The organism is Kiloniella majae, assembly GCF_002118315.1.
GTDB classification, from domain to species: Bacteria; Pseudomonadota; Alphaproteobacteria; order Kiloniellales; family Kiloniellaceae; genus Kiloniella; species Kiloniella majae.
Map to the genome: position 1 here is coordinate 60,505 of NZ_MTSZ01000004.1, position 12,589 is coordinate 73,093.

General features: G+C 42.7%; 12 protein-coding genes. 7 read left to right on the forward strand and 5 right to left on the reverse strand.

The genetic code is table 11. From position 1 onward, the window contains the following. The first annotated feature begins 5 nt into the window (after positions 1-5). The 5 genes from BKB51_RS13140 (at position 6) to BKB51_RS13160 (ending at position 4,590) form a co-directional block, all read left to right on the forward strand. Complete coding sequence (locus BKB51_RS13140) at positions 6-194, forward strand: YqaE/Pmp3 family membrane protein (protein WP_085901560.1); 189 nt, start codon at positions 6-8, stop codon at positions 192-194. A 57-nt stretch (positions 195-251) separates the two neighbouring features. Further along, the gene (gene mnmG / locus BKB51_RS13145; protein WP_085901561.1) at positions 252-2,120 is read left to right on the forward strand and encodes a tRNA uridine-5-carboxymethylaminomethyl(34) synthesis enzyme MnmG; all 1,869 of its coding nucleotides are present in this window, start codon (positions 252-254) and stop codon (positions 2,118-2,120) included. After that, complete coding sequence (rsmG, locus tag BKB51_RS13150) at positions 2,110-2,742, forward strand: 16S rRNA (guanine(527)-N(7))-methyltransferase RsmG (protein WP_085901562.1); 633 nt, start codon at positions 2,110-2,112, stop codon at positions 2,740-2,742. Before mnmG ends, rsmG begins: the two co-directional genes overlap by 11 nt. Positions 2,743-2,758: 16 nt before the next feature. After that, positions 2,759-3,595 carry a ParA family protein gene (locus BKB51_RS13155; protein ID WP_245813278.1) on the forward strand — a complete coding sequence of 279 codons (837 nt, stop codon included), beginning with the start codon at positions 2,759-2,761 and terminating at the stop codon, positions 3,593-3,595. A gap of 62 nt (positions 3,596-3,657) precedes the next feature. After that, the gene (locus BKB51_RS13160) at positions 3,658-4,590 is read left to right on the forward strand and encodes a ParB/RepB/Spo0J family partition protein (RefSeq protein ID WP_085901563.1); all 933 of its coding nucleotides are present in this window, start codon (positions 3,658-3,660) and stop codon (positions 4,588-4,590) included. Between the two features lie 18 nt (positions 4,591-4,608). Here the strand turns inward: BKB51_RS13160 and holA are convergent, their stop codons facing one another. The 5 genes from holA to BKB51_RS13185 form a co-directional block, all read right to left on the reverse strand. Next, a complete protein-coding gene (holA, locus tag BKB51_RS13165) occupies positions 4,609-5,643 on the reverse strand; it encodes a DNA polymerase III subunit delta (protein WP_085901564.1) in 1,035 nt (344 codons plus the stop codon). Between the two features lie 29 nt (positions 5,644-5,672). Further along, complete coding sequence (lptE, locus tag BKB51_RS13170) at positions 5,673-6,197, reverse strand: LPS assembly lipoprotein LptE (protein WP_125911841.1); 525 nt, start codon at positions 6,195-6,197, stop codon at positions 5,673-5,675. 19 nt (positions 6,198-6,216) lie between these two features. Then, positions 6,217-8,778: a leucine--tRNA ligase gene (leuS, locus tag BKB51_RS13175; protein WP_085901566.1), complete on the reverse strand. Its 2,562-nt coding sequence runs from the start codon at positions 8,776-8,778 to the stop codon at positions 6,217-6,219. Positions 8,779-8,925: 147 nt separating this feature from the next. Next, the gene (locus BKB51_RS13180; protein WP_245813279.1) at positions 8,926-9,459 is read right to left on the reverse strand and encodes a DUF3576 domain-containing protein; all 534 of its coding nucleotides are present in this window, start codon (positions 9,457-9,459) and stop codon (positions 8,926-8,928) included. A 125-nt stretch (positions 9,460-9,584) separates the two neighbouring features. After that, on the reverse strand, positions 9,585-10,646 hold the full coding sequence (locus tag BKB51_RS13185) for a porin (protein ID WP_158090226.1): 1,062 nt from the start codon (positions 10,644-10,646) through the stop codon (positions 9,585-9,587). Between the two features lie 385 nt (positions 10,647-11,031). Here BKB51_RS13185 and BKB51_RS13190 point away from each other — a divergent pair, with 385 nt between their 5' ends. Together BKB51_RS13190 and BKB51_RS13195 are read left to right on the forward strand one after the other, a co-directional pair. Continuing rightward, positions 11,032-11,859, forward strand: coding sequence for a sulfotransferase domain-containing protein (locus BKB51_RS13190; protein ID WP_085901568.1), 828 nt, complete (start codon positions 11,032-11,034; stop codon positions 11,857-11,859). A 55-nt stretch (positions 11,860-11,914) separates the two neighbouring features. After that, complete coding sequence (locus BKB51_RS13195) at positions 11,915-12,589, forward strand: YggS family pyridoxal phosphate-dependent enzyme (RefSeq protein WP_085901569.1); 675 nt, start codon at positions 11,915-11,917, stop codon at positions 12,587-12,589.

Here is a 12,589-nt window from a genome sequence, read left to right on the forward strand (position 1 = left end):
AGAGAATGCGTTTACTATTGGCTTTACTTATTCCATGGCTTCAGTTTTTCACAATTGGAAGACCATTTGCCGGAATCATCTGTCTTATTTTGCAGATCACTCTAATTGGTTGGCCTGTGGCTGCGATATGGTCTGTTTATGCTTTGAGTCAATACAATACGGATCAAAAAATTAAAGATGCTCTGGGCAAATAATCTTTAACTTAGTTCTGAGTATTTTTTGTATTCAAAAATATAGCAAAGCGATCAGCTATGAAAAACTATGATGTTATTGTTGTTGGGGGCGGACACGCTGGAACAGAAGCTGCTGCTGCTGCTGCCAGGATGGGGGCTGCGACGCTTCTTGTCACCCATAAAAAATCGACTATTGGGGTTATGTCTTGTAATCCTGCCATAGGCGGTCTTGGCAAAGGACATCTTGTGAGAGAAATTGATGCGCTTGATGGGCTGATGGGTAAGGCTATTGATCGGGGTGGCATTCAATTTCGCGTTTTAAATAGAAGTAAGGGTCCTGCTGTCCGTGGACCGAGAGCACAAGCCGATCGCAAGTTATATAAAGAAGCTATTCAGGATCTCTTGGATGATCAGGAAAATCTGACAATTCTTGAAGCACCAGTTGAAGACCTTATTCTTGATGAAAATGATGTTTGTTGTGGTGTAATTATCGCTTCAGGGGAGGAAATTTTTTCCTCAGGGGTTGTTTTAACAACGGGAACATTCTTAAACGGTTTAATTCATCTTGGTAAAAAACAAATTCCTGCGGGGCGGGTAGGGGATGAACCTGCAATTGGGTTATCAAAAACACTTTCGCGATTTGGTTTTGAATTAGGTCGTTTAAAAACCGGTACACCGGCTCGATTGGATACGCGTACAATTGATTATAGTAATTTGATGGTTCAGCCTGGGGATACGCCTCCTGAACCATTTTCCTATATGACAAAGGAAATTACACAGAAACAGGTAGCTTGCCACATTACCTATACCAATGTTGATACTCACGATATTATTGCTGAAAATATTGAGCAATCACCGATGTATTCCGGCCAAATTGAAAGTAAGGGACCACGGTATTGTCCTTCTATTGAAGATAAGGTTGTACGCTTTAAAGAGAAAGATCGTCACCAAATCTTTTTAGAGCCTGAGGGACTGGACGATGTAAATGTCTATCCAAATGGAATATCAACATCACTTCCTGAAGATGTCCAAGAAGATTTTCTTAAAACAATTCCTGGTCTTGAGAAGGCAAAGATTCTTCAACATGGCTATGCGATTGAATATGACTATGTTGATCCGCGCGAACTACGGCCGACATTGGAAACTCTGAAAGTTCGGGGACTTTATTTTGCTGGTCAGATTAATGGGACAACTGGTTATGAAGAAGCGGGCGCACAAGGCCTCATTGCGGGCGTGAACGCTGCTTTGAAATCTCAGGGATCAGAACGAGACTTTGTATTGGATCGTGCTGATGCATATATGGGGGTCATGGTTGATGATTTGGTGAGCCTGGGGGTTACTGAACCTTACCGAATGTTTACCAGTCGTGCTGAATATCGTTTGAAACTTCGTTCGGATAATGCAGATCAACGCCTAACGCCCATCGGACTTGATATTGGATGTATTAGAGAAGACCGAGCTTCTGTTTTTAATAAAAAAATATCAGAGCTTTCAAAAGCAAGAGCTTTTGCAAAAGAACACTCTGCTACCCCTAATGAGTTGATTAGCTATGATATCAATGTAAATAAGGATGGGCAAAGAAGGTCAATTTTTGACTTACTCCGTTATCCAGATGTCACTATAGAGGTTCTAACTAAAGTATGGCCTGAACTTTCGCAATTTGATCAGATTATTGTGGAACAGCTTGAAATTGACGCTAGTTATGCCGGTTACATTGAGCGTCAGGATGCTGACATCAGAGCTTTTAGAAAAGATGAGGCGCTTAAGCTACCTGCTAACTTTGATTATGCATCTGTGCCAAGCCTATCTAATGAAATTGTTCAGAAACTTAATCAATCAAAACCCGATACATTAGGTGCTGCTTCTCGTATTTCAGGTGTTACACCTGCTGCATTGGTTGCTTTATTAAGATATGTAAGAAGATTAGATAAAAATAATGTTGCTTGATACCACTGGAATTGACGCCTTTAAAAAACACATTTCTGTTTCACGTGAAACAGAGGATAAATTGAAATGTTATGCTGATCTTCTTGTAAAGTGGAACAAGGCCATAAATTTGGTGAGTAAAAATACTTTACCAGACTTATGGACCCGCCATTTTTTAGATTCAGCGCAACTTATTAAATACCTTCCAGAGACGAACCATAAAAAAACAATTGTTGATTTTGGTAGTGGTGCAGGTTTTCCAGCTCTTGTTCTTGCTATATTGGGAGTAGGGGAAGTTCATGCGATGGAATCTGATCTTAAAAAATCAATGTTCTTACGTGAAGTTTCACGTGAAACAGATGCAGGGTTAATTGTTCACAATAACCGTATTGAAAAGCTCGAACCCTTTGCTGTTGATGTTTTTACAGCAAGGGCTTTTGCCCCACTTTCTAAAATTTTTGATTTCTCCCAAGCCTTCTTGGATGCTTCAAAGGCTGAAAAAAATCCCGAATTTTTGCTTTTAAAAGGGCGAAATGTAGATGAGGAATTGACCGAAGCAGAGAAAAAGTGGACTATGAAAGTGTCGAGGTACAATTCTTTGTCTGATGATAATGCGACAATATTGAACCTTAAACTTCTATAACTTGGGGGGATTGGTCATGTCAGTACAAGATATGGATTCAATTTCAAGTAAAAAAAAACGTGAAGCTAAGGTCTGGTCCATTGCAAATCAGAAGGGTGGGGTTGGTAAAACGACAACAACTGTTAATCTGGCAACAGCTTTAGCCGCCTGTAAGAAAAAGGTTTTGATTATCGACCTGGATCCTCAGGGTAATGCGAGTACTGGATTAGGTGTAGAACCTGATGCCCGGCAGCAAAGCATTTACCAGGTTATGATTGAAGGCTTGCCTATCACGCGTGCTGTTAGATCAACAGATGTTCCCCGGATGCATGTTATTTCTTCTGGCGTGGAACTCTCGGGAGCTGAACTGGAGCTTGTGAACCTTGCAGAGCGCGAATTCAAATTGGCGAATGCTATCGGGCCTCTTTTGAATCAGTTTGATTATATTTTGATTGATTGTCCTCCAGCACTTGGTCTGTTGACCTTGAATGCGCTGGTTGCTTCTGATGCTGTTCTTGTACCCTTACAGACAGAGTTTTATGCCTTGGAAGGACTATCTCACCTACTTCGTACTATTGATCGTGTGAAGAGGGGGCTTAATCGCCGTCTTCAAATTCAGGGTGTCGTTCTTACGATGTATGACAGACGCAACAATCTTTGTGAGATGGTTGCAGCTGATGTTCGGGCATTTTTGGGGGAAAAGGTGTTTAACACTGTTATTCCACGTAATGTAAGGGTGTCTGAGGCTCCTTCGCATGGGAAGCCTGTTCTTTTGTATGATGTTGCCTGTGCTGGCTCTCAAGCCTATATCAAGTTGGCTGGGGAAATTCTCAGAAATGAACAGGTTCGTATTACGGAACCAGCTGTCGCGTAATAATAATCGGGTTTATATTCCCGGATAGAATAGATAACAGGGTTAGTTGAGAGGGTCGATTGGTGGCTGAAGCTCAGGATAAACGGAAGAACTTAGGCCGCGGTCTTGCTGCTCTTTTTGGGGATGAGACGGAAGATTATGCATCGCTGGACAAGGTACGTTCAACAAAACAGGTGCCAATCGAACATATTCATCCAAATGCGAAACAGCCTCGTCGTCATTTTGAAGAAGAAGCCCTTGCAACCCTTGCTGATTCAATTGAACAATCTGGTTTGTTACAGCCAATTTTGGTCCGCAGACATCCAGAACTCTCTTCAGAATATGAAATTGTTGCCGGTGAACGCCGTTGGCGTGCTTCTCAACGTGCACAGTTACATGAAATCCCGGTCGTTATCCGTGAACTTAATGATGCTGAAGTTCTCCAGGTTGCTATTATTGAGAATGTGCAACGTCAGGATCTCACACCGATTGAAGAAGCAACAAGTTATCGTCGTCTGATGGACGAATTTGGCCATAAACAGGACGATGTTGCTAAAATTATCGGTAAAAGTCGAAGCCATATTGCAAATATTCTTCGTCTGCTTTCTCTTCCTGAAGAAGTACAGGATCTTGTAGAAAAAGGCGATCTAAGTGCGGGACATGCCCGCGCGCTTGTCGGTGCCGAAGATGCTCTTGATCTCGCTCAGGAAATTTCTTCCAAAGGTCTTTCTGTTCGGGAAACTGAGCGCTTGGCCAAGGCGATGAAGAATGAACTGAAAAGTCCAGAAGAAGACCAGACTCAATTAAAGAAACCAATTTCGAGCTCAAAGATTAAGCCTAGTTCGGGGCCGCAAAAAGATGCTGATACACTTGCATTGGAACGTGACTTGTCAAATATGCTTGGCTTAAAGGTTAGTATTGACTTCCACGGGCAAGGCGGAGCGCTTAAGATCGCTTACGATACGCTGGAACAGCTTGATAATGTTCTGCATCGTTTGACTCAATCTTCAGATTAATCACGCTCTAAAGCACAATTAAGAACGACGTCGTGTTGGGGCGTTTGCTGTTATCTCTAGCAGAGTTCTAGCACAAAGTGTTTCTGCGGGAGCACCTGTTTTTTTGCAACTGGCTTCAGTCTCTAGAAGCATTCCCAGTGATTTGGCAAGAGCGGCAGGTGACCACTTTCTCGCTTGAGCTTTAAAAGGGTCTGCAACTTTCCAAAATAAAGGCGGCCGTAGTGTTGAAACAGCTTTGTCCATTGGGATACCTTGTGTGACCAGACCTGCTGTTAAATGTAACCTTTGAAAATGTCTGGTGACGGCTCTCAGGATGGTTATCGCGTTTTGATTTTCTTGTTGTGCTCGTAACAGTGTCTTTTCAAGTTTCTGAATATTTCCTGTTCCGACAGCGATTGCTAAATCATCCAGTGTTAATGTGGCGGTATCACCGATACAGGCTTGAGCATCATCGAGAGAAATAAGTGAGGAATTTATTCCTTTGTATAGACATAATTTCTGTAATTCTCGGCGCGTTAATCGTCTATCGGTACCAAGATTTGCAACGAGGAAGCCGAGAGCGTCGTTTGAAAGAGAAAATCCTTCTTTTTCAATAGTTTGGCGGATTAAACCAGGTAAGCTTTTTTCATCATCTTTGTAACAAGCGATGGCCGCGGCCAGATTTTCCGTTTCGAAAACTTTTCTAAGTTTGGATCGGCCAGGTAAATCACCACCTTCAACGATGATAAGGGCATCCCCAACGGGATCAGAAAAGTAATCTGAAAAAGTTTGGGCTAACCCATCGCTAGCGGACCGTATTCGTATAACGCGTCTACCACCCATCATCGATATTGCGGCTGCTTCATCGCTGATCAATGAAGGTTCTTTTTTTAAAATATCATTGTCGAGGCTGACCACACGAAAAGGATCTTGAGCATCTTCAACGACTGTATGAAGTAAATTTTGGCTTCGTTCTAAAACCAGTCCCTCATCAGGACCATAAACCAATATAGCTTTTATAATGCTGTCTGGAGACTTTGAAAAACTATCAGCTTTGGCAGCAGGTATTTTCACTTACTTTGAGCCTTATAGGGTTAAACTACTTACTGTAATTTATTGAAGTAAGCGCCGAGCTGTAAAGCCATATCATCAGCTACTTGTCGTAAAACCCGGCTACGAGCAGTGTCCTCCGCTACCAGATTGGCATAGGGGTCATCAAGTTTGTCAAAGCTGTTGGTAGATCTTGCTGTAGATGAAAAAACAATATTATTGCTGGATAAACTAACAAGTGAATATTTAACCAAAATAGTCAAATTTGTTCGTGAAGTTGTATTATCCAATCGTACGGCGAGATCTTTTTCTGTCTCGGTAATCGTTGCTTTTAAAAGATAAAGTGGTTTTCTAGGCTGCCCAAGAGGGTTCATTCTGTCCCGTAACAGATTATGAAGAATTTGTCCGGGGCGATCAGGAAGCGGACTAATTCTAATTGTTTGTAAAGCCTGATGCGAAGAATAACCTGTCTCAGTACTCTTCTTATAAACAGGCTGAAATCCACAGGCAGATAGGCTGATAAGACCCAGAACAAAAGTAACAGATAGACAAAGTCTTTTGGTAAGAATGGACATCATCAAGGCCTTAAAAGCTGATTTATACAACAATATTTACGATACGGTTTTTGACAATAATGACTTTACGAATGTCTTTACCGTCAATAGCTCTTTGAACTCCGGTCTCTGATAGTGCAGCTTGTTTAATTTCATCTTCACTTGCTTCAAGAGTCAGGAAAATTGTCGCCCGTAACTTACCATTAACCTGAACGGGAAGTTTGACGCTGTCGTCTACTGTCAGGCTTTCATCTGCAACGGGCCAGGAAACATTGACGATAAGATCGTTATGACCAAGTTGATTCCATAGCTCTTCAGATATGTGAGGCATCATTGGGGAAACGAGACGAACGAGTATTTCAAAAGCTTCGCGCAAAGCCCAGAAGTCATCATCTTTTGTTGCTTTGAATTGGCCAATGCTATTGGTTAACTCATATATTTTTGCGACAGCAGCATTAAAACGGAAGCTTTCAATGTTTTCACTTATAGAAGCGATAGACTTATGAACCGTTCTTCTTAGTTCTAGAGCCTGAGCATTGAATGCAGTTGGTTGTGACGTATTCACATCCGGAAGGTTGTCTAGCTGTGTTGTGATCAGACGCCACATACGTTGGGTAAACCGCCAAGATCCGTCAATTCCGGATTCTGTCCATTCCATATCACGATCGGGTGGGCTGTCAGAAAGCATAAAAAATCTTGCTGTATCAGAGCCATAACTTCCAATAATGTCTGCTGGATCGATAGTATTTTTCTTTGATTTACTCATCTTGATAGATGGACCGACGTTTACGGTGTCGCCATCAAGAGTAACAAATTCACCACTATCATTCTTCTCTATTTCTTCCGGAGAAAGCCATTCGCCCTTACCGTTTTGGTAGGTTTCATGGCAAATCATACCTTGAGTGAAGAGACCCTTGAATGGCTCTTTCGCAGTAACATATCCACACTTCTCAAGCCCGCGGGTGAAGAATCTTGAATAGAGAAGGTGAAGCACAGCGTGTTCTATACCGCCGATATATTGATCTACGGGTAGCCAGTAATCGACATCTTTACGATCAAAGGCATTGTCATCCCTCGGACTACAGAAACGGGCAAAATACCAGGATGATTCCATAAAGGTATCAAAAGTATCTGTTTCCCTGACGGCTGCTTTTCCACAACAAGGACACGCGGTATGTTTCCACGTCGGATGGTGCGCAATAGGGTTACCCGGCTTGTCGAAGGTAACATCTTCAGGCAACTCAACGGGCAGGTTTTCTTCCTTTTCAGGAACAGCGCCACAATCATCACAATAGATAATGGGAATTGGACAACCCCAATAGCGTTGGCGGGATACACCCCAATCTCTCAAGCGGAATTGGATTGTTCCTTTTCCGTGTCCCAGTTCTTCCAAATGATTGATGACTGTTTTCTTTGCTGTACTAATATCTAAACCGTCAAGGAACTGAGAATTAAACAATGTTCCCTCGCCAGTATAGGCTTCGTTCTCGACGGTAAATATGTTCGGATCTTCATCTTTTGGGAGCACAACTGGTGTGACGGTCAGATCGTATTTTCGCGCAAAATCCAGATCACGTTGATCGTGAGCGGGGCAACCAAAAACGGCACCGGTGCCATAGTCCATAAGAACAAAGTTTGCGACATAAACGGGTAACTCAAGAGAAGAATCCAGCGGATGAGTCACTTTTAAGCCTGTATCAAATCCTTTTTTCTCTGCCTTTTCTATGGCTTCTTCAGATGTTCCCATCTTATTGCACTCGGCAACAAAGGTTTTGAGTCCTTCATTATCAGCTGAAAGTTGGTCTGCGAGCGGGTGGTTTGCTGAAATCGCGCAGAATGATGCCCCGAACAGTGTATCGGGACGTGTAGTGTAAACTTCGATATCCTGATCAGAGTCTTTGATCTTAAAGAAGACTCTGGCACCTTCGGATTTACCGATCCAGTTGTGTTGCATGGTACGGACTTTATCGGGCCATCGATCCAGTGTTTCCAGGCCCTCTAAGAGTTCGTCAGCAAAATCGGTAATTTTGAAAAACCATTGGCTCAATTTACGTTTTTCTACTTCTGCACCAGAGCGCCAGCCCTTGCCATCGATTACCTGCTCGTTGGCAAGCACTGTCTGGTCTACAGGGTCCCAGTTCACCCAAGACTCTTTACGCTCAACCAGACCCTCTTTCAGGAAGTCCAGGAACATCTTTTGTTCATGTTTATAGTACTGCGGATGGCAGGTTGCTATTTCTCGGTCCCAATCAATGGAAAGTCCCATGGATTTGAGCTGTTCACGCATAGCCGCAATGTTTTCGTAGGTCCACTTACCCGGATGGACTCCGCGGGCCATCGCCGCGTTCTCTGCCGGTAGACCAAAAGCATCCCACCCCATGGGGTGAAGAACATTAAAGCCTTTGGCTTTTTTGTAGCGTGAGATTACATCGCCAATTGTGTAGTTCCGAACGTGCCCCATATGAATTCGACCTGAAGGGTAGGGGAACATTTCCAGGACATAATACTTGGGTTTGTTTGTATCTGTTTCGACAGAAAAACAGTTGTTCTCAACCCAGGCTTTTTGCCATTTGGTTTCGGTTTCCTTGACGTTGTAACGGCTCATAATGTTCAGACTTACTTATATATAATATGGGCTTGTGAAAAGCTGGTGACTAACAAGGGTAAAAGGCCACAGATGAATGTCGTTCAATTTCTGCGGCCTTGATTACGGATTGTTCCAGTTCTTACTAATTAAAAAACTGGATTTAATTTATTCACTTGATGCAATGCGTAACTGGCGTGCACGGGTAAGAATTGCATCTTCCAACTCTGTCCCGGTTTTAGGGTCGACCTTGGCGTCAATCCAGCTTCCCGTAACGTCGCGTTGTTGTTTGAAAACAGAAGCCCGTACGCCATCGGCGCGAAGATCGCGGCCAAGAATGAATACGTTAACTTTAAAGCGCTCTGGCTTGGTTTCGTCCGGGCTGTACCAGTCTGTAATAATCACGCCACCAAAAGGATCTGCAGAGGTCAGAGGCATGAAAGCGATGGTATCAAGCGAGGCACGCCAAAGGAAAGAGTTTACGCCAACGCCAGCACCACCGTCCTGGGGCTTGTTATTCCCGAGATCCAGAAGGTTAACACCACCTTCACCACCAAGAATTGATCCGCCATATTTGGCGTATCTTTCATCTGAAGGGTTATCGTGAATAAGGTCTGACTCCTTCCCGCCTTCGCAAGAGAAGAGGAAAAGAGCGAACATAGCAATAAAAGCGAAACGAACAAAAGAGGTGAGGTTGGTCATGCTTCTTCCCGGATTATACCTAATCTGAGAATACTTAACCTAATCTTTATGTAGAAGTACAGTAAAAAGAAAGGCCGGTTCGAAACCGAACCGACCTGTCTTTTAAACTATGTGTTACGTATCAATTAGAATGATACTGCTACACCAGCTTGTAGGTTTGTGAAGTCTTCAGCAGCACCTTCGTATTCGCCAACTGAACCAGCAACCCAAGTGCTCAGACCTGGTGCAATCTGGTAACCAACACCAGCAGAGTATGCTGTGTATTCGATATCAGAACCACCGTCTACGTCACGCTCGGACCAAGCTGCACCGATAGAAGCACTCCAAGGACCAGTTGTGTAAGCTAGACCTACGTCAACAGTATCGATTTCGTCTGAATCTTCAAAGTCATCGTGAATGTAACCAACAGCTGCGCTGAAACCAGCATAACCAACCATGATACCACCACCGACGCCGATGTAAGTAACATCGTCAGAACCAGCTGCAGAGCGCTCTTCAGTAGCAGCAACTAGACCAGCATCAATTGAGAAGTCATTGAAGTTACCAGAGTAGTTGATACCAGCATCAAAGTGGTTATCTACGCCAGTACCATTTCCTGATTCAGTGTTACCAGTATCAGAGTCAGGTGCGAAAGAAACACCAGCTTTGAAACCGTTAAATGTTGGTGTGAAGTAGGTGATTTTTGTATCATCTGATGAGTCGTTCAGATCAGAAGCTGTACGAGCACCAGTTGATTTAGTGTAATCATCGTTACCTAGAACAGAACCAGTGTAGTTACCGTACATACCGAACTGGAAACCAACAGAAGAACCGGAAACCATCAGGCGATCAGCTGCAGAATCTTGATCACCAAGTTCAACGCGACCAAAGTCACCTTCTAGGAAGATGTGGTTTTCATCTGAGTTGTTCTCTGTGTTTTGATCAGCTTCCAGCTCGATGTGCAGACCGTAAGTCAGACCATTATCGGCAGTTGCTGAGTAATCAAGAGCGATTTCAGAGTTAGTGTTGAAATCAACGCCTTTGTTTGTGTCACCACCATCACCTTGTGAGTCGCTATCTACACCAGTAGAAGAAACGTGGAACTGTGTCCATGCGGACCAAACGATTTCGCCATCAGCAGCCATTGCTGGTGCTGCGAAAGCTGCGCCAGCTACAAGAGCTGAACTAGCAAGCAGAACTTTTTTCATTATATTCGATCTCCAAAAAAATATATGAGGCACAAAGCCTTCAATTAACGTGTGCTTTTGTAGCATTAGCTGAAAAAGAACTGCAATACTCGAATCTCATCTAATGTTGTTTTTAAGTACTAGTGTGACATTGATGCAACAAAAAGGATGTTTCGAGGAGGAATGCTAAGGAAACCAGCTGATTTAGCCGGGGTTCAAAGTTTGATCCTGTTCAACACATACGTTATTTAAATAAGTATTCTGGCTATAATAATGGAAAAGAAACTGGCTTCTCTGATCTGCTTGCAGGTATTTTCTAGTCCTGCTAGGTAACTACTTAAATATACCAGTTTGACTTCGAGTATATGTATTTGGAGTCCTTAAAGTTTTAAAACGGAGACAATTAATGCCGGGCATACTCTGGATTGCTTCTTATCCAAAATCGGGTAACACATGGGTTCGTGTTTTTCTGGCTAATTTAATTTTGGATGCAAAAGAACCGCTATCTCCGGATAGGGCAAATGAGGTTTGTGTGAGTGAAGCTAACCGTGTTTGGTATGAGCCCTTCTTAAAAGATAAGCCTTGGGATGAACAAAGCGAACAAGAAGTTGCTGATGCAAGAGAACGGGCTCAAAAAAGGGCAGTTGAGGTTAATAAAAGGGTTGTTTTGCTAAAAACGCATAATTTCTTAGGCGAGTTTTTAAATAAACCACTGTGTTCTATGCATTCTACCGCTGCAGCTGTCTATATAGCCAGAGATCCAAGAGATGTTGCTGTGTCCGGTGCGGATCATTTTGGGGTTTCAATTGACGAAACTATTGAATTGATGAGCAAGACAGGTGCACGAAGCGAAGCTGATGAAAACCTAGTATACGAAATATATAACAGTTGGTCCAATCATGTGAAATCTTGGACTCAAGTTAAGCATAAAAATCTGATAGTTCTTAAATACGAAGATATGCTAGCTGATCCCCACACTGTTTTAGGAGGATTTGCTAAGAAGCTTGGTATTACCAAGGACGAAGAACGTATAAAACGTGCAGTTGAATTTTCCTCTTTTAAGCAGTTACAGGCGTTAGAAGCTGAAAAAGGTTTTATTGAAAGATCCCATAAAAGTGAAAAATTCTTCCGTTCGGGTAAAGCTGGTGGATGGCGGGAAGTCTTGACGGATAAACAACGCTACCGCATTGAGAAAGACCACAAAGCACAGATGAAGCGTTTTGGATATTTATAACTTATAATCTCCTAAAGCTTCCAACTGTGTTTTAACTGAAAACGGTATATTATGTATGTCTGTTGATATTGCCCAAAATCTTAAAAACATTAAAGATCAAATAGAATTCTCTCGGGTGGAGTCTTTAATGGCATCTGAGAGGGTGTCTTTGATTGCTGTTAGTAAAACAAAGCCTGTTGAAGATGTCTTGTCAGCTTATGAAGCTGGTCACCGCATTTTTGGTGAGAATAAAGTCCAGGAAGCTCAAAAAAAATTTAAAGATATTGGGCAAAAAAGAAGAGAAATTGAACTCCATCTCATTGGACCCTTGCAAACAAATAAAGCAAAAGAGGCGATTGAAACTTTTGATGTTATACAAACAATAGATCGACCCAAGCTAGTGAAAGCACTGGCCAAAGAGATAGAGAAGCAGGAAAGAAACCCTGAACTGTATATTCAGGTTAATACAGGTGAAGAACAACAGAAAGCAGGCGTTTTACCCGAAGATTTAAAAGATCTTCTTGCCCTTTGTCGTGATCAAGACCTGTCTATCACAGGGCTTATGTGTATTCCCCCAGTAAACGAAGAGCCTTCATTACATTTTTCTTTTTTGTCTAAGCTTGCACAGGAAAATGATCTTCCAAACCTATCAATGGGTATGAGTAATGACTTTGATTTGGCTGTTCGTTTTGGCGCAACCCATGTAAGGGTCGGCTCGGGCATTTTTGGCGCTAGAGACTATTCTGCTTAA

What these genes read in the sequence shown, in the direction of transcription:
- BKB51_RS13140 (WP_085901560.1), top strand. Translation starts at nt 6, where the DNA reads ATGCGTTTACTATTGGCTTTACTTATTCCATGGCTTCAGTTTTTCACA.
- mnmG (WP_085901561.1), top strand. Translation starts at nt 252, where the DNA reads ATGAAAAACTATGATGTTATTGTTGTTGGGGGCGGACACGCTGGAACA.
- rsmG (WP_085901562.1), top strand. Translation starts at nt 2,110, where the DNA reads ATGTTGCTTGATACCACTGGAATTGACGCCTTTAAAAAACACATTTCT.
- BKB51_RS13155 (WP_245813278.1), top strand. Translation starts at nt 2,759, where the DNA reads ATGTCAGTACAAGATATGGATTCAATTTCAAGTAAAAAAAAACGTGAA.
- lptE (WP_125911841.1), bottom strand. Translation starts at nt 6,197, where the DNA reads ATGATGTCCATTCTTACCAAAAGACTTTGTCTATCTGTTACTTTTGTT.
- leuS (WP_085901566.1), bottom strand. Translation starts at nt 8,778, where the DNA reads ATGAGCCGTTACAACGTCAAGGAAACCGAAACCAAATGGCAAAAAGCC.
- BKB51_RS13180 (WP_245813279.1), bottom strand. Translation starts at nt 9,459, where the DNA reads ATGACCAACCTCACCTCTTTTGTTCGTTTCGCTTTTATTGCTATGTTC.
- BKB51_RS13185 (WP_158090226.1), bottom strand. Translation starts at nt 10,646, where the DNA reads ATGAAAAAAGTTCTGCTTGCTAGTTCAGCTCTTGTAGCTGGCGCAGCT.
- BKB51_RS13190 (WP_085901568.1), top strand. Translation starts at nt 11,032, where the DNA reads ATGCCGGGCATACTCTGGATTGCTTCTTATCCAAAATCGGGTAACACA.
- BKB51_RS13195 (WP_085901569.1), top strand. Translation starts at nt 11,915, where the DNA reads ATGTCTGTTGATATTGCCCAAAATCTTAAAAACATTAAAGATCAAATA.